Source organism: Roseibium sp. SCP14 (assembly GCF_040329475.1).
Lineage (GTDB): Bacteria > Pseudomonadota > Alphaproteobacteria > Rhizobiales > Stappiaceae > Roseibium.
In genome coordinates this window covers 177,125-197,668 of sequence record NZ_JBDZYH010000004.1, presented here as the reverse complement: position 1 = coordinate 197,668, position 20,544 = coordinate 177,125, and the positions used below count along the sequence as shown (strand labels likewise).

The window sequence follows — 20,544 nt, the reverse complement described above, 5'->3', positions numbered from 1 at the left end:
CCCGCTTATTCTCGCTGCGATTACTGTGTCAGTTCAGCTGACCAGTCACGGACCGGAGTAAAGCCGGCTTCCTGCAGCTTGGCCATATACGCCTTGAGCATGTCACTGCCCGGTTCGCCCTTGGCATCCAGATCCGCAGCCCATTCGACCGCGATATTCGGCATGGCTTCCGCCCATTGCGCCCGCTCTGCAGGATCCATCTCGACAACCGTTCCGCCGGACTCGACGAAAGCGGCCCGGCTGGTGTCGGCGCGGTCCATTGCAAGTCCGGCAACATGATCGCGATATTCCACGGCAACATCCTGCAAGACCTGCTTCACTTCATCCGGCAGCTTGTCCCAGTAGTCCTTGTTGACCGTGATCGTCTTCGAGTTCACTGCCCCGAGATCGGCCTTGAGCATGTAAGGCGCGACTTCCGCGATCTTGAAGGTCTTGGCAGCTTCCGGCCACAACATTGCATTGTCCACCAGCCCGGTCTGCAGCATGTTGTAGAAATCCGTCAAACCACCGCGAACGCCAGCAGCACCTTCAATCCCTTCCAGATAGCGCAGGTTCATGCCGGCTCCGGCAACCTTGCTGCCTTCGACATCGGAGATCGATGCGATCGGCTCCTTGGAGAAAACCTGGTAGGTGTCGAGAACCACACCGGTCGCCAGGTAGACCTGGTTCTGAGCCTCGAATTCCTTCTGCATGGTCGGGAATTCCTTGGCGATCTCGTCAACAGCCTTGGCGACCGCCCGGGAATCGGGAGCGATAAAGGGTGTAACCGCTGCAATCGCCTGGCTTGGAAGCTTGGAGGAATGGAAGATCGTCGTGACGATACCGATGTCTCCAAGTCCCAGCTTGACGCCTTCCAGAACGCCCTTGGGCTTGACGATGGATCCGCCATAGCTTTCCTGCCAGTCCATCTTGTAGTTGCCGGTTTCAGCCAGGCGCTTGTCGACTTCCGGTATGAAGAAGTTGGTGAATTCCTTGACCCAAAGTGCCCTGGACGGATACCCGTCGATCACAACGGCCTTGATGGTTTCGGTCGCAAAGCCCGGCATCGCAGTCGCACTCAAGAGCGCCATTGCCAGCGCACTTCGCCTTGTCATTTTTCCAATCATGGCATTCTCCTCCCAAAGAAAGCGAGACCGGTCAGGCTTTCTGCCAGATCGTCTCCATTGCGGTCCCCGACTGCTCGAACAGTTTTGAAAGGGGACAGAATTTGGCAACTTCAGTTGCGACGGATTGAAGTTCTTCCCCGGTAAGGGTTCCGTCACAGGTCACCACCTGACGAAGTTCGACAAAGGGAACGTCGACCTCTTCTTCCAGAGTCACGCCCCTGCGATCGAATTCGCAGGAAATCTCGATGGACAGGCGCCCGATATCGACACCCATCCTGCCGGCACATTTGTGCCCGATCACATTGGTGCAGCCCGCAAGAGCCGCCAGAGCTGCTTCTGTCGGAGCCGGTCCCAGATTGGTCCCGCCTCGCGCCTCCGGTTCGTCAATCGCAAAGTTCAGATCCCTGATGCCGATATCCGTTCTGGAATGCGAAATTCCTTGGCCCTTGGCACGAAGCTTGACGACTGTTTTTTCTCTCAGGGCCGGCATGTGACCTCACAAAAACTGGCAGGCCGTGTCGAACGGCAAGCGCGGAAGCTTTTGAAAAAGCGCCGTTTCGTCGGCATAGCCCAGATTGCAGAGAAAATTGGATTTCAGCGTCGTCCCGGAGAAAAACTCTTCATCGACGATCTTGTTCGAAAAGCCTGACATCGCCCCGACATCGAGACCGAGTGCGCGGGCGGCGATCATGAAATAAGCCCCTTGCAGTGTCCCGTTGCGGAATGCCGTCACCTCGGAATGCTCAGGCTTTCCTTCAAAAAAGGGCCGCCGATCCTCATGAGGAAAGAGAAAGGGAAGCTCTTTCCAGAATTCGACGTCATGCGCGACGATCACCGTTGCCGGAGCGGACATCATCTTGTCGACATTCTTGTCCTTGAGCGCCTTGGCCAACCGCTGCTTGGCTTCTGGCGTTTCGATGAAGAAAAATCTGGCCGGACAGGAATTCATGCTCGTCGGACCGGCCGCTGTGATTTCGTAGATCTTCTTCAGAAGCTCATGCGGCACGGGCTTGTCCTGCCACGCATAGTGTGAGCGCGCGCCGCGCAGGATCAGATCGATGCTGTCATCCTCAAGCCTGCCGATCTTCTGACGGAGCTCTCGGATGGCCGCATGGGCTTCGGACCGGAGTTTTTCCAGCGCCTCACCGGTCGGCACCTTGGGCGCACGCATGCTCATTCAGCAGCCTCCGTCGCAACAATATCCTCTTCAGCGACAATCGGACTGGCGCAAATGCCGATTCCCTCGATCTCCACCTCAACCGTTTCACCCGGGCGAAGCCAGCGCTGCGGCGTCTTTGCATGCCCGACCCCCGGAGGCGTTCCCATAGCCAGCAGGTCGCCAGGTTCCAGTGTCGTGAATTCGGAAATGGTTGAAATGGTGCGAGCGACACTCCAGAGCATGTCTGAAGTCGTTGCGCTTTGCAGGATTTCGGAGCCGACACGGGATTCGATCTTCAGCCCCTCCGCGCCTTCCGGCAACTCGTCCGGCGTCACGACAATCGGACCGATGGGTCCCGTCGCATCGAAATTCTTGCCCGGTGTCCATTGGTGGGTCTTGCGCTGATATTCTCTCACGGAGCCATCATTGAAGAGCGTGTAACCGAAGACATGATCCAGCGCGTCGCTCTCGCTGATATGCTTGCCTCCTTTTCCGATGATCACCATCAGTTCGGCTTCATAATCGAGCTGCTCTGAACAGGAAGGCCTTACCATTGGCGCGCCAGCCGGGATCATCGATGTCGAGCACCGCATGAAGAGTGCCGGATAGGTGGGGACGTCATAGCCTCCCTCCTTGATGTGATCGACGTAATTCAATCCCAGGCAGACGATCTTGCCCGGCCGCTCGACCGGCAGGCCCGGTGTGATCGAAGAAACCGGCTCCGCATCGACCTGATCCTTTTTGGCAAGCACATCCTCAAGATCCACGGCTCTATTTATCAAGGCCGTTAGATCCATCCCGACTGCGCCGTTGATCGCCGTCAGGCTCCAGGCCCACTCGCCATCGACGAGATAGACACCCTGCCCTGACACACCCGTTCCCACTATGAATCGCATTTTAGCCTCGGTGTTTCTCTGTTTTTTGTTACTTTGACGACTATTTTTCCAATTGTCAAATAATATCGATTTTTTTAGAATACTGAAAAATAGGAGAAGAGACATGCCGAAATGGACTGATTACAAACGCATCGCCAAGGAGCGCGGCGCGCTTGCTCTGGAACTCTACGTGGTGAACTCGGTTCCCGCCGGACCGGATGTGGATCTGCCGGGCACCTTGCCGGACCACCTCGCCTATCAGGCGCGGCTCGAACAGGAAGGAAAGCTTGTCTTTGCCGGTCCTGTTTCCGATTTCTCGGGTGAGGACATGAACGGTGAAGGCATGATTGTTTACCGTGCGGCCTCTCTTGAAGACGCCCGGGCGCTTGCTGCGGAAGATCCGATGCACAAGAAAGGCGTCAGGAGTTTCACGATCAGACGCTGGATGATCAATGAAGGCAGCTTCACACTCAACATAGGACTGTCGACAGGAAAAGTGGATCTCTCCTGAAGCGCGCCCTGCCCTCATTCACTCTTTTGGGGAATTGGGGGGAAAGGCGCGACTTAATATCTTCACGGGGACGACTGTCTGATCCTATCTGACGCCCTGGAGACACACATGACGATTCTAGGCGATTTGCTTTCGACCATCTTTGAGCGCCGCTACCTCACTCTGGCGCCGGACCGGCACGATTCCCGGTCCATGGAGGAACTGATCACCGCGCTTGTCAGCGCCACCGGTGAAATCTCCGGAAGATCCATCGCCAAGCACATTCTGAAGCGTTTCCAGGACATGGACGACGACGGCAAGCTTGCCTTTTTCCACCACCTTGCCGGTGACATGAACATCGACCCGGAAACTGTACGCGCGACGCTGGACGCCTATGAGACCGACCCAAGCAAGCAAACTTACCGCGCTTTCATGGCAGCCGTCGAGCCGGACCGGCAGGAGCTGATCCGGCGTCTGAACCAGATACCCGGGGCAACACAAACGCTGGTCCGCATGCGATCCGACCTGCTGCGACTGGGCGGTTCCGACCACGAACTGCAGGCGCTGGACCAGGATTTCCGTCACCTCTTCGTTTCCTGGTTCAACAGGGGTTTTCTTGTCCTGCGTCCGATCAACTGGGAAAGCCCTGCACACATTCTTGAAAAGATCATCGCCTATGAAGCGGTGCATGAAATCGCCAATTGGGACGATCTTCGCCGCAGGCTCGTTCCCGACGACCGCCGCTGTTTCGCATTTTTCCATCCGGCGATGCCCGACGAACCCTTGATCTTCGTGGAAGTTGCGCTGACCGCCGGCATTCCGGGATCCGTTCAGGACCTTCTGGCCGAAGACCGCGAACCGATCACGGCAGAGAAAGCCAAAACGGCTGTCTTTTATTCGATCTCCAACTGCCAGTCCGGACTTGCGGGGATTTCATTCGGCAACTCGCTCATCAAGCAGGTCGCGGCAGACCTGTCGACCGAACTTCCCGGATTGAAGACCTTTGTGACACTCTCGCCCATCCCGGGTCTGACAAAATGGCTGAACTCGGAAAATATTCCATACGAAGACACCGATGCCAAACAGATCAGGACGCTTGCGGCCCATTATCTCATGTCCGCCAAACGCAAGGACGGGCAACCGCTTGATCCGGTCGCCCGGTTCCACCTTGGTAACGGTGCCCAGATCCACGCTGTCCACGCCGAGGCGGATCTTTCCGACAAGGGGCAAGCCCAGTCTGCCGGCGCGATGGTCAATTATCTCTACGACCTCAACAAGGTCTCGCAGAACCACGAGCGGTTCGCCACAACAATGGAAATAGCAGCCTCTTCGGAGATCCGGTCCCTGGATGCTGCTGCACAAAAACAAGACCTCGGGAGACAGGTGAATGAGCAACCTGCTTTATGACACTCTTTTCGGACGGCACGCGGGCAGTTCAAGACCTTTTCTGTATCTGCCGGACGGAAAGGAAATCACTTATCAGGCGTTTTTGGAGCAAGCCACCCAGTTTGCTCATGCCCTGATATCCTTCGGTCTAACGACCGGCGACCGGGTTGCCGTCCAAGTGGAAAAGTCTCCCGAGGCACTGGCGCTTTATGCTGCGTGCGCCCAGGCAGGCATCGTTTTTCTTCCACTCAACACCGCCTACACCGTCGAGGAATTGAGCTACTTCGTTGAAAACAGCGGCGCGGCACTGGTCATCTGCGACGATCGGATGCTGGAAGGCCTGAGACCGATCTGCAGTGTTCTGGGAGCAAGGCTGGAGACAATGAATGCTGACGGGACCGGCAGCTTTGGGGCTCAGTCAGAGGACAAGGCAACTTCCTTCGACACTGTTTCCAGGGTCGGCGGCGACCTTGCGGCCTTCCTCTACACGTCCGGAACAACCGGGCGTTCAAAAGGCGCCATGCTGACGCAGGAAAACCTTGTGTCCAATGCAAGGGCATTGGTCGAAGAGTGGCGCTTCAGCGAAAGCGACTGCCTGCTGCATGCCTTGCCGATCTTTCACACCCACGGCCTCTTCGTTGCGACCAACGTGACGCTCATGGCCGGAAGCTCGATGATCTTCCTGCCCAAGTTTGATCTGAACCTGGTCCTGAAGCATCTGCCTCAGGCGACGTCCATGATGGGTGTTCCCACGTTCTACACCCGCCTGCTCGGTGATGACAGGTTCACAGGAGCGCGCGCTCGGCATATGCGCCTGTTCGTATCAGGCAGTGCTCCGCTTCTGGCGGAAACGCACAGGGAGTTCGAAGCACGTACCGGTCATCGCATCCTCGAGCGCTATGGCATGACCGAAACCAACATGAACACGTCCAATCCCTATGACGGCGCGCGCAAGGCCGGAACAGTCGGGGTCCCGTTGCCGGGCGTCGATCTGATAATCACCGACCCGGAAACCGGCAAGGAACTTGAGCAAGGCGAAATCGGGCAGATTGAAGTCCGTGGCCCAAACGTCTTCAAAGGATATTGGCAGATGCCGGAAAAAACCGCCGCGGAACTGCGTGACAATGGATTTTTCATCACCGGCGACCTTGGCCGGATCGATGAAGACGGCTATGTGCAGATCGTTGGCCGCAACAAGGATCTGATCATCTCCGGCGGATACAACATTTACCCGAAGGAAATTGAACTGCTGCTCGACGAGCAGCCCGGTGTCCTGGAAAGCGCGGTTGTTGGAGTGCCGCATCCGGATTTCGGTGAAACGGTTCTCGGTATCCTTGTCGCCGACAGGAAGGATGCCATCGACCTGGCAGGCATTGAAAAATCCGTCGGCCAGTCCCTCGCCCGCTTCAAGCAGCCGCGCAGACTGGTGCTGGTCAATGAACTGCCGCGCAACACCATGGGCAAGGTGCAGAAGAACGTTCTGAGAGAGGCTTACAAGGATATGTTTGCCTCGGCTTGAAGGCGTTGAGACGGCCTGGACTGGATGCAGGTTGACCAGCGCCAACCGATCTGTCCCGCCGCAACACGCTTCGTGATCAAATGTACTCTGATCAACAGACATCCAGGGCGACCGACCTGAATGATGAGCGGCACAATTGTGCACGCCCGTCATTCATCGACGCGAGCCGTCGGTTCGACAAGACAATTTGACTGTCCTGCCACACCCCTGCTCGTTCTCAAACTGATAGCTGCCATTCATCGAACTCAACTTCAACGCCGGTCAGGTCTTTCACAACCTTGCGTCATTCAGCCAGCCTTTTCGCCTGACTTCCAATCGATGTATTATTGCGCAATGTATAAAAATCGATATTATTAAAAGAAAAAAACATAAATCGATGGAGGGAGAAAATGTCGCGAAATCTGGTTTCTGCAATTCTTTTCGGAGCAGGCGTGTTCGCAGGCGGTAGCGCTATGGCGGAAAACTGTCTGAAAGTCACATTGACCGGCACCCAGGGCGGGCCACCTGTCTTTCAGGGACAGGCGGGTGCCGGTACGCTCGTGCAGTACGGAACGGTTGAAAGCAAATGCAATGATGTCCGGCTGCAGTTCGATACCGGGCGTGGCACAACACAGCGCCTCAGTCAGGCAGGTGTTCCCGTGGGGCGGCTGGACGCTATTTTCCTGACGCATCTTCACTCCGATCACACCGAAGGCCTCGGCGACATGATGCAGCTGCGCTGGCATTTCAACTCCGGCGGACCAAAGGTAGATCTGGTCTGCAGTGAAGAAACAAAGTCGCCTCTCGGGTTTTCCTTAAGTTGCGATCGTTTTGCCAAACACATCGGAGATCCGCTGATTCAATCGGGTGAAATCTCGCAGCGTCTGGCGGAGAACAAGAAACGCCTTCCCGGTGGCCCCGCAGATCTGATCGAAGTGAAGGACTTCAAGCCGACGGATGAGGCCCAGGAAGTCTGGTCGAAGGGAGACGTCAAGGTCAGCGCGATCCGTTCAACCCACATTGCCGGTCACGCCTCCTATCGCGTGGATACACCCGCCGGCAGCGTGGTCATCGGCGGCGATGCCGGCAATGACACGCGTAAACCGCCGCGTGAGACCTCAACCTCCGATCAAGTGGAGAAGTTGGCAAAGGGCGCGGATATTGTCGTTCATTCCACCATCCATCCGGTGATGGGGCCTGACGGTGGAACGGGCTTCCCGCCGCCGATCTACTACCGGCAAAGCAACGCGACCGATCTTGGCGGTTTGGCGAAGCGGGCCGGTGTCAGCCACCTGATGTTGACGCACCTCATTCCTCCCGTAGGCGCACCGCGCCAGGGCCCATACAAACTGCCGAACGGTGCATTGACCGAGGACGACTATCGCTCATCAGTCATCGACAGCGGTTTTGAAGGGGAAATCACCGTCGGGTCGGATCTGGCGTCGGTAACGCTTACCCAGGAAAACTAACAAGGCCTGACACACGCATGAGCAGACAGGCTGGCTTTCGCCTTGGCGGAGCCAGCCTTCGTCATGATGGGCTCTGAAATCGTCAGTCAGATACGGTGATGGTCGCCAGCTCGTTCAACCGTCTCGCGCAGCGGTCTGCCAGATCAGCCAGAAACTTCAAGCTTTCCGCATGATCGCGCATATCCTGATCAGAAAGTTTCCGTTGTCCGATGTTCTCCAGGTCGGTCAGGAAGGTTACACCGGAAACAAGATGCTGATAGTCCTCCTGGACAATCTTGATCAGCTCCTTGCGCCGCTTGAGCATCTGCCACGCTTCTATGGCGACGATCGTCCGGTCCAGTTCTTCCTTGCAGTCGCAAGGCATGTCCAGTCTCGCAAGTTCACGGTGGATCTGTTCGATAAGATCCCGGTCCGCCCGGCTTAACAGACCACCTTCAGCTTCTAGGCCGGTATCGCTGTTTTCTTCCATCCCGCTTCACCCGACAAGTAAGCGTTGCAGAGCGGTCCGGGCAAATTCATTTCGCCCAGCCGCGCTTCGAATTCCTCCAGACCGATCTCGTTATCGAGATACCGACGGAACACCCGGCTCACATCAACCATGTCCAGCGTGTGAGGTGACAGGCGCAACCGTTTGATCCCGAGCGCACTCAGATGCCCGCTGGTCAATCCGGAAAAGTGGCAGGCGTCGGACATGGTCTGAATGCCGTTTGCGGCCAGAAAGCGTTGGCCATCCAGTGTCGCCACATCCATGCCGTCAGGGTCCTGATCGCAAATAAACTGGCAGGAGTCCTTTCGCAGGCCATGTGCCCTTGCGTGATAGCAACGCGATGACAGCGCCAGCGGTAACCGCCCGAACGCAAACAGCTCAACCTCGACATCCGGCACCAGGGCGGACATCTTGCTGATCGCCGACAGCGGCAGCTCAACCGGCGGACACCAGGTAACCGCGCCACGTCCGGCAAGAAACGCCAGGCTGGATTCGTTATAGACATTCAGAAAGGGGCCCACAGCGAAGTCCTGCCCGCCCCGCGCCGGAACCATGGACATGTCGTTGATTTCGATCGCCATGTCATACGCGGCCTGCTGGCTCAGGATATCCCGCTCCCGCTTGTTGACCGGCTGCGCGAGCGTCGACAGAATGACATCCTTGCCAGCATCTGTCAGAAACTCGATTGCCTCCGGCCACACCTTGTCGGTAAAGGGCATGCGTTTGCCGCACACGACCTCGCCCAGGTAAACCCGCTCGATCTCCGCTTCATCGGCAATCCGCTTGTAGAAATCGAGCAATTGTTCCGCGGACCAGTTGAACAGGCACGGGCCAAGTGCAAGTTCGATTTGAGACGAATTCGCCATTCTTTACCGCCAGGTCTTCTTGTAGGAACCGGCCGTTTGCTGACCGCCTTCGGAGAAAGATTTGAGTGTTGCGATTGCAGCGCTGGCATCCATGCCGCTGCTTAGTCCGTCAACGGCCTGACGGAACGCACTGACGACGCCTGCGATATAGGCCTTGCCCCGCTGCCGCCCTTCGATCTTGAGCGCCGTCACACCCGCTTTCGACAGCTCTTCGAGCAATTCGAAGGCATTGAGACTGACAGGATCCTCAAACAGGTATCCGCTCTTGCCCAGCGCTGAAAACTGCCCCTTGCAAAGGGTCGGATACCCGGCCGGCTGACCTGCCTCGAAACTGTCGATCGTGAAGCCACCGAGCCTGGCCTGAAGACGCCCCGTCTTGTCTTCCTTGTAATCCACGTGATCGGGCGGTGAACAGACCCCCGTCAGATTGGGAGATTTTCCCGTCGCATAGGAGGAAAGCGAACACCGTCCTTCGGTCATCACGCAAAGTCCGCCGAAGACAAACACTTCGGTTTCGACGTCGATTTCCTTGTTCAGCGCGGCGATCTCCGGAACGGAAAACACCCGCGGCAACACAACCCGCTTTACACCGAATGTTTCCGCGTAAAAACGAATGGCCTCGGGAGAGTTGGCCGCAGCCTGAACCGACAGGTGAAGCCGCACATCCGGGTGCCGGGTCGCTGCATGTTCCAATACGGCGATATCGGCAGCAATCACGGCATCGGCCCCGCTCGCCGCAGCGTCGTCGACCGCCTTTTGCCAGATATCGACACTGCCCGCCCTGGCAAATGTGTTGATCGCGACCAGAACCTTGGCCCCGCGCTGATGCGCATAGGCCACCCCTTCCATCAACTCCTCCGGAGAAAAATTCAGACCGGGAAAGTTGCGTGCATTGGTTTCATTGGCAAATCCACAATAGATGGCGTCCGCCCCTGCGTCGGCAGCGGCCCGCAAAGCTGCCGGAGTTCCCGCCGGACAAACGAGTTCCATCCGATTTCTTTCCTCAACTGACATCAGTGTTTAGGCTCCAGAGAACCGGAAGCTCCGGCAGACCGCGCCGCCAGCCATCTTGCCTTGTCGAGTATCTGGCCGCTGACCTTGTTCACCCAATCTGCGGACTGACCGGTCAGCCCGAAGAACTCGCCCGGGCTCAGCTCGGCATCTTCAAGCGTGTTTCGAAGAGCCAGCACATATTCCGTCTTGCCCTCGATCCTCAAGTCCCTCGTGAAAAACAGAGCGTCGCCGTCATAAGTTCCGTCAAGCAGTCCCAACAGAACGAGAAAAGGCGCCCGCACCACAGCCTCGGCCTCTGAAATCTTGTTCTTGTCGCAGATCGTGACGCTCGATCTGGTGTCATCCAGCGAGAGCAGAAATGCATGCGGCATGTCATCGGGCACGATAGCAATCGGAACTTTGACCACTTCACCCAGGCGCCGCAGCAGTTCCGGACGTCGCGCGACCAGTTGCTTGGTCAATTTCGAAAGCAGCATCTCCATCGGAGTTCGCGGCAGAGGCGCAATCAACGTCGAAACAACAGGCGGGAGACTAAGGGCAGAAGTAGGTCTGGGCATATGAATCTCACTTTCGGAGCCAGACCGTAATTCAGGTGTCTCCTTGCGAGACTTGACAATTATCAAGGTGTGTCTCGAAACTTTCACCGATATCGGCGCATTACAAAGGCAAATTAGCCCTTGCCAGCCCTGCCTGATCTGAAAGTGCCCCGAAAGTGCCATGAGCGGCCGTGACCTTCCTCCTTTCCGAAACTTGCGAGAATTTCTGGCTTTCCTGACAGTCGAAAACGAACACCAGCGGCTGAATGCCCCCGTGGACGTTCATCTGGAAGCGACTGCATTGCATCGGAAAGTGATCTCACAAGGCGGCCCGGCGCTTCAATTGACCGCACCCAGATCCAACAAGAGTTCCCGTTTTGCGGCATCGCTTCTGGTCAATCTGTTCGGGACTCGCAAAAGGGTCGCCAACGGTCTTGGGCTCAATCCGGAGAGTTTACCAGAGCTCGGTGATTTTCTGGCTTTCCTTCGTTCTCCTCAACCGCCTGCATCGCTGCGCGAAGCCTACAAACTCTTTCCCGTTGCGAAGGCAGGGCTGAACACACGGCCGAAGAAAGTCGGATCGAACAAGTGTCTGGAAAGCGTAGATCCCGATCTTTCGCAACTACCCATCCAGACCTGCTGGCCAGAAGATGCCGGACCGCTCATCACCTGGGGCATTGTCATCACCAGGGCGCCTGGCGCGGACGATCCGAGAACATACAATCTGGGCATTTACCGCATTCAGGTTTTGGGACCGGACAAAGCAATCATCCGATGGCTCCCGTTTCGCGGCGGTGCTCAGCACTATCGTCAATGGCAGCAGAGTGGCGAAGCCATGCCGGTGGCAGTCGTGATCGGCTGTGATCCGGCGACACTTCTGTCCGCCGTCATTCCGGCGCCTGGCGGCATGAGTGAGCTCGCCTTGGCCGGTATTTTCAATGAAGCTTCGTCGCGGTTGTCACCCTGCCGGACTATTGCAATGCATGTGCCGACAAGTTCGGAGATCGTGCTGGAGGGTGTAATTCAGCCTGGTGAAACGGCCCTTGAAGGTCCGTTCGGCGATCATACCGGCTACTACAATGACGCCGCTCCCTATCCGGTCTTCCGCCTGAGCGCCATGAGCATGCGCAGGGATCCCGTCTATCTCTCTACGTTCACCGGCCGTGCCCCTGACGAACCATCGGTGATCGGCGAGGCGATGACCGACATTTTCCGCCCGATCCTGCGTCAGGCGATTCCCGAAATTGTAGATGTGTATTTGCCGCCGGCAACTTGCTCTTACCGCTTTGCGGTTCTGCAGATCGACAAGTCCTATCCGGGTCAGGCCCGTCGGGCGATGATGGGATTCTGGTCCCTTTTGCCGCAATTCTCCATGACCAAATATGTCATCGTGGTCGACAGGGATATCGACATCCGCAACTGGGACGACGTGATGTGGGCTATCGCCACGCGATCCGATCCCGAACGGGACCTGCTGGTCCTCGAGCGAACTCCGGTCGACCAATTGGACTTTGCCAGTCCGCTCGAAGGTCTCGGCGGCAAACTGGGCATTGACGCGACCGTCAAGTTCGGCACCGAAACCTCGCGTGTCTTTGCCGAAAAACTGACGATGCCGTCCGACGTCGAAGCGCGTGCGGAGAAACTGTTTGCTCTCCTGACCAGCAACAATCCACTGGAGGCCACGACCCAATGACGTCTGTCAGACGCGTGATTGTCGGCATATCGGGGGCATCGGGGGCAGCGCTTGCGGTTGAAACCCTCCGCATACTGACAAAGCTTGAAGTCGAGAGTTATGTCACGGTTACGGCTGGAGCGGAGCAGACCATCCGACACGAACTCGGGCCAAAGGCCAGAGACGAAATCAGAGCGCTCGCCACCCGTGACCTGCCACCGTCTGATATTGCCGCCCCGATTGCCAGCGGATCGTTCAAGGTGGATGCGATGCTGGTTGCCCCTTGTTCCATGCGCAGTCTTGCCGCCATTGCCTATGGAACAGGAGAAGGTCTGCTGGTACGCGCGGCGGATGTCACCCTGAAAGAACGCCGCCCCCTTGTGCTGCTCGCCCGCGAGGCACCATTGCATGAAGGCCATCTGGAGGCGATGCTCAAGGTTACCCGCATGGGCGCAATCGTCTCGCCGCCCGTTCCCCCATTTTATTCCGGGCTCGAGAGCCTGGAAGACATGACGCATCAGATCGCCGCCCGGGCATTGTCGTCGGCTGGCATCGATCCCGGAGACGTTCTTCGTCGATGGCAGGGAGCAGAGCTCTAGATTTGGATCGCACCCGCAACCGAAATATCGCCTCGGATCATGGGGTATCGGTGCTGACCTTTTGACAATAGTCAAATTTGACAAGCGCGCCCGATGGTAAGCCTTCCACGAAAGAAGGTACGCCACCGTGTTCGACAGTCTCTTTCAATCTTCGGCCTCCGCACAAACGACCGATCAGGCTGCTGAGCCCGTCAATCTTGCCACGGCGAAGGCCGGCAGCCGTTATCACGTAACCTCTCTCGGCAAGACCCGTACAGCGCGGCTTGAAGTGTTGACTGCCGGGCTTGCGCCGGATGCGGTAATCGATGTCTTGCGCAGCAGTGGAACGCGTCCCCGGATAGTGGCCTGTGGGGAAATCCGCGCCGCAATCGGTGAAGACTTGGCGAGAGGAGTAAAGCTTCTTCAGTGCGGTTGCGGATGTGGATGCAACAACGAACGGGATAACACCTGATGGGCTGTTCAAGCTGTGCAGCTCCCGGCTGCGTCAGACGGGATTTGCTGCCCTGTGCCCCGGCCGAATACCGCGTCTTTCTTCTCGGCCCGGCGAACTCCGGCAAATCCACTCTTTTCAACATGCTCACCGGAGCACGGCAGACAATCGGCAATTGGCCGGGAGTTACCGTGGACCGGAAAAGCGGCGTTGCAAGTTTCAAGGGACTGACTGTCGAGGTTGTCGACCTTCCCGGAATCTCCAGCCTGTCGGCGCCCCGGGCCGAGCGGATCGACGAGCGCGTTGCCCGCGACGCCCTGATCAACCATCCTCACGATGCGCTCATAGTCACCGTTGACCTCTCCGCACCTCATCGCGGATTGTCGATGCTCCTGCAAGCCAAAGACAGCGGCCTGCCGTTCATTGCAGCTCTGACCAAGGCTGACTGTTGGCCCTCCGGAGCGGTAGAGGCAGCCGCAGCCACGCTTTCCGGGGAGCTGGACATTCCCGTTGTACCGGTATCCGGCCGGACATCGACCGGGATGGATCGGCTTCATCGCGAGCTCGCAACCTTGTTGCAGTCAGCAAAAGCTTCAAAAGAACCATCATCGAGTGATTTTCCTGCTGCGGTCTCAGACGCGCTTGCAAGAATGAGCGAAGCCCTTGCAGAACACCAAGCGTTTCCAAACGCCAACAGGTGTGCTGCTGCAAGACGTCTGCTTGAACGTGACTGGCTGACAGAAAGACGCGCAAGCCCCGAGTTGCTGGGTGTCAGGGACAAGATTATTTCAGATGCTGCAAAGGTCGACGGTCAAGCGCTCGACCAGTTTCTTTCCGAAGCACCTATCCGGAACGCTGCCCGACTTGTCAGGTTGATCGATATGCCTCCACCGGTCGGACGCCGGTTTGTTTCAGACCGGGTAGACCACCTGGTTCTTTCGCCGCTCTTCGGCCCGCCCATCTTTCTGGGCGTGATGTATCTCCTGTTTTTCCTGACCATCAATGTCGCAGGCGTCTTTATCGATCTCTTTGACGGCTTGGGACAAGCCGCATTCGTCGAACTGCCTGCACTGGGTCTTTATCATGCAGGACTGTCAGAAAGCTTCGTGGATGTCATCATCACTTCGATCGGTACCGGTATCCAGACCGTCGGGACCTTTGTTCCGGTCGTCGGCTTTCTGTTCCTTTGCCAGATATTTCTCGAGGAAAGCGGGTATATGACCCGTGCCGCAGTCGTCGCAGACCGTCTTATGCGTCGCCTGGGACTGTCAGGGCGTGCGTTTTTGCCCTTGGTCCTCGGATTTGGCTGCACCATTCCCGCAGTCCTCGCAACCCGGGCGCTGGACACACGTGCCGAACGGGTGCTGACTGCAATGATGGCTCCCTTCATGTCTTGTGGAGCCCGCCTGCCCGTCTATGCCCTTTTTGCTGCCGCCTTCTTTCCCGTTGGCGGCCAGAATGTGGTTTTTGCCCTTTATCTCATCGGCATCGCAGCGGCGCTCTTTACCGGTTGGATGCTTGCGCCGCGATTGACCCTCAACAAGCCGCGACCGCTGGCAATCGAGCTGCCAATCTACCAGATGCCGCAGACCGGCAGACTGCTGCGTTTGTGCTGGGTCCGAGTCCGTCAGTTCATTTCAGAAGCAGGCAAGGTCATTGTCATCGTTGTTGCAGCGCTGTCTTTTCTCAATTCGATTGGTCCGGATGGCTCAATCGGCAATGAAGACAGCGGAACATCCGTTCTGGCGATGACCGCCCGGCACGTCACGCCTGTGCTCGCGCCAATGGGTGTGCGCGAAGACAATTGGCCGGCTGCGGTTGGGCTCGTCACCGGAATATTTGCCAAGGAAACTGTGGTTGGGACCCTCCAGGCCCTTTATGCCTCCGACAGTGAAGGTTCGCAGGAAGCTCCCCAACCGCTTCATACGGCAGCGGACGCACTTTCCGCACTTGCTGGCTCGTTCCTCAGTCTGGCTGATGCGCTCCTTGACCCACTCGGTCTGGATGTCGGAGATATTTCCAGCTTCGAAGCTGCCGCCGAAGAACAGGATGTCCCCTCCTCGGTCTTTGCCAAGATGTCGAAGCACTTCGGCGGGCAAGCCGCAGCGTTCGCCTACATGCTGGCTGTGCTCCTGTATATCCCTTGCGTTGCCGCTCTTTCAGCGATTGCGAGGGAGATTGGAGCAAACTGGGCAGTCTTTGCCGCTGCCTGGACCTCCCTGATCGCCTATTCAGGCTCGGTGATTGCCTATCAGGCCGGAACTTTCGCAACCCATCCGCTCTCTTCGCTATACTGGATTGCCGGAATGTGCGGACTGATCGCAATCGCTTTCATCGGCGCCAGAAAGTTGGGCAGGTCTCCGATCATACATTCCCCCACAGCGACACCGGTCTAACGGCACCTGCTTGGCGAGGACATTCCACACGCTGTCCCGGGCGACAATGCTCGAGCAACCAGCGAAAGGGCATCAATCGCTTCGTGCTCGTTGAACAATTCTCGATTGACGATCAAACGCTCGAGCCAATCTCCTTTTCTATTTGAAAAAGAATAGTATTTGGCCACCAAATCGGCGCATTCACAGCCCATCCAGTGCGCTTGAGCCGGAGCAGGTCCGAATGCGATCACCCGGCCACTGATAATACTACCAATGAGTTTTCAGCTGCGATGACAATCGATTTTGCGCAGATTTTCCACCAGGACTCCGTTCTGGTGATTTTCACGATAATTGCGATCGGGTACTTGCTCGGCAATATCAGGATCGCACGTTTTGAGATCGGCGTAACCGGCGGCGTTCTTCTATGCGCACTTCTGTTCGGGCATTACGGCTACAAGATTGACCCGATCGTCCAATCGATCGGCTTCACACTGTTCATCTACTCGGTCGGCTGGCAGGCCGGACCGCAGATCCTGAACGTTCTTCGCCAGGATGGGCCGCGATACCTTGTCCTGACTGTTTTCATGGCGGCCGGTTCTTTCCTGCTGGTTCTGGCACTGGCCGGACTGGTCGAACTGCCCAACACATTTGCTGCCGGGCTGATGGCCGGCAGTCTGACCAGCACGCCGACGCTCGTCGGTGCTCAAAATGCCGTCTCATCCGGCCTCGTCACACCGCCTCTGGGTTCGTCTGCAGACAGCCTGATCGAAAGCATCAGTGTCGCCTATGCCATCACCTATATTTTCGGTACCGTGGGCCTGCTGCTGGTTGTGAAAATGCTGCCGAACCTGCTTCGGATCGACCTGGTGGCAGCCGCTGAAACCTTCGCGAGAGAGCGTGGTTTCAGCACCAAGGCCAATGAAAGACACGTGGCCCGGCCGATCCTGCGTGCCTATCTGGTCAATAACGAAGCCCATCAAGGCAAGACCATTGCAGAAGTCTTGAATGCAACGGCAGGCCCCGATGTCAGTCTGAAATCGATCTACCGCATCAAACGCGGCAACGAGATCATCACGCCCCAATTCGAAACAATCATTGAGCTGGGCGACAAGATCGCCGTCTTTGCAACGCCGGAAGAGCACGCAAAGGCAAGAGAACTTTACGGCCTGAGCGGGGAAGTCCTGGACAGGGATCTGACGGATGCGGTGGTTGATGTAGCCGAGGTCGTGGTGACCAATCCGGAAGTGGTTGGCAAGTCTCTCAGCGAAGTCGGCCTCTACACCAAATTCGGCTGTTACCTGACGGAGATGACCCGCTCCCAGATCGCGATGCCGCTGAGCCCCGGCACGGTGGTACAGCGTGGTGACGTCATGGTGGTCGCCGGTGAAAGAAACGCGCTGGATCGCATGGTGGCAGCGGTGGGAGCCGAAGACCGCAAGGCGGTTGAAACCGATCTTCTGACCTTTGCCGCCGGCATCGTCTTCGGCCTGGTCATAGGCCAGATCACCGTCAAGATCGGCAATGTCGATGTCGGCATGGGGACGGCCGGTGGATTGCTGATTTCCGGTATCTGCGTCGGCTTCCTGCGTGCCAATCGCCCGACCTTCGGCCGAATGCCTGCTGCTGCCCGTTTTATCCTGATGGAGCTCGGCCTGCTTTTGTTCATGGTCGGCGTCGGGCTCAACGCCGGTGGCGGCATCGTCGAAGCGGTCGGCTCTGTCGGACCGGTCCTGTTCCTGTGCGGAATTGTCGTCACCTGCCTGCCGCTGCTGGCCGGTTACGTATTCGGCCGTCTTGCGTTGAAAATGAACCCGGCCCTGTTGCTTGGTGCGTTGACCGGCGCCATGACCAGTACCCCGGCGCTCGGCATTGTCCAGCAGGCGGCCAAAAGCACCGTCCCGGCGCTCGGTTATGCGGGCACCTATGCCCTGGCCAACGTCCTGCTGACGTTGGCCGGGACGCTGATCATGATCATGTAGTCAAGATGCACGCCGCAATGTCCGCCCCCTCGCCGTCCTCAGGGCTTCGGCCGCCCCGACAAGGCGGCTGTCAGTCTCGCATCTTCCAGGTAGGGGTCGTTGCCAAAGCGGATAATACCTTGCCGCTGGACCCAGACCGACTGGTGCGAAACAACAGCCATCAATCCGCCCCGGGCCGGAAACGTGATCGTGTCACGACGCGAGATCCGGTTGGACAATCCTTCTTCGGGAAAGACCCTCGGCTCAATGATGTGCTCCAGAATATCCAACCCATCGACGATGCCGAAAGCCGTCTTCGGAAGATACGGATTGCAATAGGTATTTCCTTCCGGCGCTTCGGCCAGATCGAATAGTGACAGGCGCTGCTCCTGCCTCAGGCGATAGGCATAATCGCCAAGCGGATTCTCATCGGAAGACGGGAGAAAGAGCGCGTATTGCTCCCGATTGGGAGCTTTTTGCAAATCCCTGAGGGTCGCCTGGTTCCAAGGCAAGGCGTCCAGCGGCACTTCGGCGCCGCTGCGCCTGAGATAGTACCCTGCCTCCTCGACTTCCCTGGGGTCTTTCTGAAGGCGAGGCAGCAACTCCTTGCCGAAGAACTCCCAGGAGACCCGCCAGGTTGGATGAAAAGTAACCGCTTCGATGGTTGTTGCCGTCGTTGCATAATTCCGGTCAGGACAATTGGCGTAGGCAGCCCCTTCTCGGATTACCCGCCCATCTTCCAGAAAGACAAACCGGTTTTCGCCCTTGTTGATGAATAGCTGCAGCCGGGCATATTCGTTGGGAATCCAGCGAATACGCTCCATCGCATTGGCAACCTGCTCAATCCGTCTGTCGACCGGAATGTTCAAAGCCTTGATCAGGGCCGCATCGACTTCTGCGGACGGGGGCAATCCATACCGATGCTGTGCCTGTGCGACCGCGAAGGCGAGGCGCTTGTCGAAGATTTCGTTTGGCGTGGCCTCGGCCAGTAGCCCGCCTTCATGAAGACGTTGCCGCAGCGCCGGAATCCGGGGATCCGATTGTCCTGCGATCAGGTTCTCGCCAGGCTCCAGGTAGGTAAAGCCTCCGTTTTCCCTGATGCTCTGCAGATGCTGCAAGTGCCCCTTGAGCCGCCTATAGGTATCGTCTTGCGGCTGCCAGCTTTCAACGAAACCATCAAGGTCATCGGATGCCGCAAGACGCTGCAGGGCATCATGCCCGTCGATCGAGTTATAGGGCATATAAGCATCGGGATAGAGCACACGCGGAGACACCCTGCCCGCTCGCAGATCATTGGCGAAGTCCAGAAAATGCCCGGTATAAAGGAGCTCGACCCATGCGGTTTCAGACGGCGTTAGCTGACCTGACCGGGAGCTGGATGCCTCAACAAGCACTTCATGCGGATAGTCTTCCGGTCGCAAACCTTCCTGCCCGGCTGCTTCCATCAGCTGCGTGAGCTCCTCGCCGCGCGCCTGATCCAGCCACAGGAGTTCGGCTTCGTCCGATCCGTAGTACTCCGATATCGCGTTTCGGCGCTTTTCAACGATCAAAGGGAGCCGTTCCGGATCGTTGAGTATACGACGAACCTCTTCCAACGAAGAATATGCATTCCCTTCTGCGGACTGAAGCAAAGAGCCGACGGTGAGAAAACCGAAAGCCAAAAGAGCGTACATGGACCGGCTGCACCCTGTTTTGATGTTGCTCTTTAGAAACGTACGAAATTCCGAGCCTTCTGCATGATCAGTTCGCTGGTGCAGCCCTATCGCCGCATTTGTCCCGTCCCCTGCATTCATACCAGATCCTCGCTTCTGAAAACTTCGGATTGACTCATGCACACTATACGCGCGGTTGGTGCGATCGGATGCTAGCGGGGAAATCAGGCAAGTGCCAAGCACAGAAGTTTTCAGGCTAACCGGCCGGAGCGAATAATCCTGCTGCGTTTTCATGCGTCAACATCATGACACTCACCAATCAGGTCCTGTAGCTGAAGAGGTGTTTCCAATGTTGAGAGGGTGACGTGTGCTCATGATCAGCTCACTTAGCCACTCGCGCTGAGCTGCCGCCCGTACCTGAAAAAATCTGGACCCTGCGGCAATTCGAACCTACGTTCGGTTGCGTAGAGTTCCGTTCTGCCAGTTAAGCGGTCTTCACTTATTGTTCCGAGATCTTTGGGTGCCTTGTCGATGCACTCTTGGGATTTCTGAGAGAGGAGCCACATCCGGCAAAAGACCAGATTGGATCTTGCGCATCAAATCAGCGATGAAACCCAAATTCGATTTTTTGCAATTCAGAGGAAATGGATCACATGTCTGAACAGACTCATATGGACTGTTCGTCCGCAACCCCACCTGCAGACTTCACACCTCCAATGAAAGCCCTGTGGTGGCTCAAGAAAGGCGATTGGCAACTTGGTCCGGAATGGGACAAGGCGCACGCCATCTGCCAAAACGCAGAAGGCGAGGCATCGCACGACTGGGTTCACGGCCTCTGCCATCTGATTGAGGGAGACCAGGAGAACGCGGCCTATTGGTTCGCCCGCGCCGGCAAACTCTTTGACAACCGTGATCCAGTAGCGGTTTGGGAAGAGATTGTGGCGGCGCTCGGCTAGCTCCTGACCTATTCCG

Annotated in this window: 19 protein-coding genes; 10 read left to right on the top strand and 9 right to left on the bottom strand. The window is 57.3% G+C overall.

What is annotated here, in order from left to right; translation table 11 throughout:
- Positions 1-20: 20 nt before the first annotated feature.
- The 4 genes from ABLQ08_RS17895 to ABLQ08_RS17880 are packed head-to-tail and all read right to left on the bottom strand — an operon-like array spanning position 21 to position 3,161.
- Positions 21-1,106 (bottom strand): C4-dicarboxylate TRAP transporter substrate-binding protein, encoded by a 1,086-nt coding sequence (locus ABLQ08_RS17895; protein ID WP_352944753.1) that lies wholly within the window; start codon positions 1,104-1,106, stop codon positions 21-23.
- A gap of 31 nt (positions 1,107-1,137) precedes the next feature.
- A complete protein-coding gene (locus ABLQ08_RS17890) occupies positions 1,138-1,596 on the bottom strand; it encodes an OsmC family protein (RefSeq protein WP_352944752.1) in 459 nt (152 codons plus the stop codon).
- Positions 1,597-1,602: 6 nt separating this feature from the next.
- Positions 1,603-2,283, bottom strand: coding sequence for a malonic semialdehyde reductase (locus ABLQ08_RS17885; RefSeq protein WP_352944751.1), 681 nt, complete (start codon positions 2,281-2,283; stop codon positions 1,603-1,605).
- A complete protein-coding gene (locus ABLQ08_RS17880; RefSeq protein WP_352944749.1) occupies positions 2,280-3,161 on the bottom strand; it encodes a fumarylacetoacetate hydrolase family protein in 882 nt (293 codons plus the stop codon). The genes ABLQ08_RS17885 and ABLQ08_RS17880 overlap by 4 nt, the downstream gene beginning before the upstream one ends.
- Positions 3,162-3,264: 103 nt before the next feature.
- Here ABLQ08_RS17880 and ABLQ08_RS17875 point away from each other — a divergent pair, with 103 nt between their 5' ends.
- The 4 genes from ABLQ08_RS17875 to ABLQ08_RS17860 all read left to right on the top strand — a co-directional run bounded on the left by ABLQ08_RS17875 (position 3,265) and on the right by ABLQ08_RS17860 (position 7,983).
- Positions 3,265-3,651: a YciI family protein gene (locus ABLQ08_RS17875; protein WP_352944747.1), complete on the top strand. Its 387-nt coding sequence runs from the start codon at positions 3,265-3,267 to the stop codon at positions 3,649-3,651.
- Positions 3,652-3,759: 108 nt separating this feature from the next.
- Positions 3,760-5,037, top strand: coding sequence for a malonyl-CoA decarboxylase (locus tag ABLQ08_RS17870; RefSeq protein WP_352944745.1), 1,278 nt, complete (start codon positions 3,760-3,762; stop codon positions 5,035-5,037).
- A complete protein-coding gene (locus ABLQ08_RS17865) occupies positions 5,018-6,535 on the top strand; it encodes a malonate--CoA ligase (protein WP_352944743.1) in 1,518 nt (505 codons plus the stop codon). Before ABLQ08_RS17870 ends, ABLQ08_RS17865 begins: the two co-directional genes overlap by 20 nt.
- A gap of 389 nt (positions 6,536-6,924) precedes the next feature.
- Complete coding sequence (locus ABLQ08_RS17860) at positions 6,925-7,983, top strand: MBL fold metallo-hydrolase (protein ID WP_352944741.1); 1,059 nt, start codon at positions 6,925-6,927, stop codon at positions 7,981-7,983.
- A gap of 82 nt (positions 7,984-8,065) precedes the next feature.
- On the opposite strand, the gene ABLQ08_RS17855 is transcribed toward ABLQ08_RS17860, so the two are convergent.
- From ABLQ08_RS17855 to ubiT, 4 genes are read right to left on the bottom strand one after another with little or no spacing between them, the layout of a single operon-like run.
- Positions 8,066-8,452 carry a hypothetical protein gene (locus tag ABLQ08_RS17855; protein ID WP_352944739.1) on the bottom strand — a complete coding sequence of 129 codons (387 nt, stop codon included), beginning with the start codon at positions 8,450-8,452 and terminating at the stop codon, positions 8,066-8,068.
- Positions 8,425-9,336 (bottom strand): ubiquinone anaerobic biosynthesis protein UbiV, encoded by a 912-nt coding sequence (gene ubiV / locus ABLQ08_RS17850; RefSeq protein ID WP_352944737.1) that lies wholly within the window; start codon positions 9,334-9,336, stop codon positions 8,425-8,427. The genes ABLQ08_RS17855 and ubiV overlap by 28 nt, the downstream gene beginning before the upstream one ends.
- 3 nt (positions 9,337-9,339) lie before the next feature.
- Positions 9,340-10,326: a ubiquinone anaerobic biosynthesis protein UbiU gene (gene ubiU, locus ABLQ08_RS17845; protein WP_352944735.1), complete on the bottom strand. Its 987-nt coding sequence runs from the start codon at positions 10,324-10,326 to the stop codon at positions 9,340-9,342.
- Positions 10,327-10,349: 23 nt separating this feature from the next.
- The gene (gene ubiT, locus ABLQ08_RS17840; RefSeq protein ID WP_352944733.1) at positions 10,350-10,907 is read right to left on the bottom strand and encodes a ubiquinone anaerobic biosynthesis accessory factor UbiT; all 558 of its coding nucleotides are present in this window, start codon (positions 10,905-10,907) and stop codon (positions 10,350-10,352) included.
- Positions 10,908-11,067: 160 nt separating this feature from the next.
- Between ubiT and ABLQ08_RS17835 the strand changes: the two genes are divergently transcribed.
- From ABLQ08_RS17835 to ABLQ08_RS17815, 5 genes are all read left to right on the top strand, one after another.
- The gene (locus ABLQ08_RS17835) at positions 11,068-12,579 is read left to right on the top strand and encodes a UbiD family decarboxylase (protein WP_352944731.1); all 1,512 of its coding nucleotides are present in this window, start codon (positions 11,068-11,070) and stop codon (positions 12,577-12,579) included.
- Positions 12,576-13,157 (top strand): UbiX family flavin prenyltransferase, encoded by a 582-nt coding sequence (locus ABLQ08_RS17830; RefSeq protein WP_352944729.1) that lies wholly within the window; start codon positions 12,576-12,578, stop codon positions 13,155-13,157. Before ABLQ08_RS17835 ends, ABLQ08_RS17830 begins: the two co-directional genes overlap by 4 nt.
- Before the next feature lie 127 nt (positions 13,158-13,284).
- Positions 13,285-13,608 carry a ferrous iron transport protein A gene (locus tag ABLQ08_RS17825; RefSeq protein WP_352944728.1) on the top strand — a complete coding sequence of 108 codons (324 nt, stop codon included), beginning with the start codon at positions 13,285-13,287 and terminating at the stop codon, positions 13,606-13,608.
- A complete protein-coding gene (feoB, locus tag ABLQ08_RS17820; RefSeq protein ID WP_352944727.1) occupies positions 13,608-15,983 on the top strand; it encodes a ferrous iron transport protein B in 2,376 nt (791 codons plus the stop codon). The genes ABLQ08_RS17825 and feoB overlap by 1 nt, the downstream gene beginning before the upstream one ends.
- Positions 15,984-16,252: 269 nt before the next feature.
- Positions 16,253-17,941, top strand: a complete 1,689-nt coding sequence (locus ABLQ08_RS17815; protein WP_352944725.1) for an aspartate:alanine exchanger family transporter — start codon at positions 16,253-16,255, stop codon at positions 17,939-17,941.
- A 38-nt stretch (positions 17,942-17,979) separates the two neighbouring features.
- Here ABLQ08_RS17815 and ABLQ08_RS17810 read toward each other — a convergent pair whose 3' ends face one another.
- Positions 17,980-19,593 (bottom strand): peptidoglycan-binding protein, encoded by a 1,614-nt coding sequence (locus ABLQ08_RS17810; RefSeq protein ID WP_352944724.1) that lies wholly within the window; start codon positions 19,591-19,593, stop codon positions 17,980-17,982.
- 632 nt (positions 19,594-20,225) lie between these two features.
- On the opposite strand from ABLQ08_RS17810, the gene ABLQ08_RS17805 reads away from it, so the two are divergent.
- A complete protein-coding gene (locus tag ABLQ08_RS17805) occupies positions 20,226-20,528 on the top strand; it encodes a hypothetical protein (protein WP_352944722.1) in 303 nt (100 codons plus the stop codon).
- The last annotated feature ends 16 nt before the right edge of the window (positions 20,529-20,544 follow it).

Excerpts from the sequence above, each read along its gene's own strand:
- ABLQ08_RS17865 (WP_352944743.1), top strand. The coding sequence starts at position 5,018 with ATGAGCAACCTGCTTTATGACACTCTTTTCGGACGGCACGCGGGCAGT.
- ABLQ08_RS17835 (WP_352944731.1), top strand. The coding sequence starts at position 11,068 with ATGAGCGGCCGTGACCTTCCTCCTTTCCGAAACTTGCGAGAATTTCTG.
- ABLQ08_RS17805 (WP_352944722.1), top strand. The coding sequence starts at position 20,226 with ATGTCTGAACAGACTCATATGGACTGTTCGTCCGCAACCCCACCTGCA.
- ABLQ08_RS17815 (WP_352944725.1), top strand. The coding sequence starts at position 16,253 with ATGACAATCGATTTTGCGCAGATTTTCCACCAGGACTCCGTTCTGGTG.
- ABLQ08_RS17870 (WP_352944745.1), top strand. The coding sequence starts at position 3,760 with ATGACGATTCTAGGCGATTTGCTTTCGACCATCTTTGAGCGCCGCTAC.
- ubiV (WP_352944737.1), bottom strand. The coding sequence starts at position 9,336 with ATGGCGAATTCGTCTCAAATCGAACTTGCACTTGGCCCGTGCCTGTTC.
- ABLQ08_RS17855 (WP_352944739.1), bottom strand. The coding sequence starts at position 8,452 with ATGGAAGAAAACAGCGATACCGGCCTAGAAGCTGAAGGTGGTCTGTTA.
- ABLQ08_RS17860 (WP_352944741.1), top strand. The coding sequence starts at position 6,925 with ATGTCGCGAAATCTGGTTTCTGCAATTCTTTTCGGAGCAGGCGTGTTC.
- ubiT (WP_352944733.1), bottom strand. The coding sequence starts at position 10,907 with ATGCCCAGACCTACTTCTGCCCTTAGTCTCCCGCCTGTTGTTTCGACG.
- feoB (WP_352944727.1), top strand. The coding sequence starts at position 13,608 with ATGGGCTGTTCAAGCTGTGCAGCTCCCGGCTGCGTCAGACGGGATTTG.
- ABLQ08_RS17830 (WP_352944729.1), top strand. The coding sequence starts at position 12,576 with ATGACGTCTGTCAGACGCGTGATTGTCGGCATATCGGGGGCATCGGGG.
- ABLQ08_RS17880 (WP_352944749.1), bottom strand. The coding sequence starts at position 3,161 with ATGCGATTCATAGTGGGAACGGGTGTGTCAGGGCAGGGTGTCTATCTC.
- ABLQ08_RS17890 (WP_352944752.1), bottom strand. The coding sequence starts at position 1,596 with ATGCCGGCCCTGAGAGAAAAAACAGTCGTCAAGCTTCGTGCCAAGGGC.
- ABLQ08_RS17885 (WP_352944751.1), bottom strand. The coding sequence starts at position 2,283 with ATGAGCATGCGTGCGCCCAAGGTGCCGACCGGTGAGGCGCTGGAAAAA.
- ABLQ08_RS17895 (WP_352944753.1), bottom strand. The coding sequence starts at position 1,106 with ATGATTGGAAAAATGACAAGGCGAAGTGCGCTGGCAATGGCGCTCTTG.
- ABLQ08_RS17810 (WP_352944724.1), bottom strand. The coding sequence starts at position 19,593 with ATGTACGCTCTTTTGGCTTTCGGTTTTCTCACCGTCGGCTCTTTGCTT.
- ubiU (WP_352944735.1), bottom strand. The coding sequence starts at position 10,326 with ATGGAACTCGTTTGTCCGGCGGGAACTCCGGCAGCTTTGCGGGCCGCT.
- ABLQ08_RS17875 (WP_352944747.1), top strand. The coding sequence starts at position 3,265 with ATGCCGAAATGGACTGATTACAAACGCATCGCCAAGGAGCGCGGCGCG.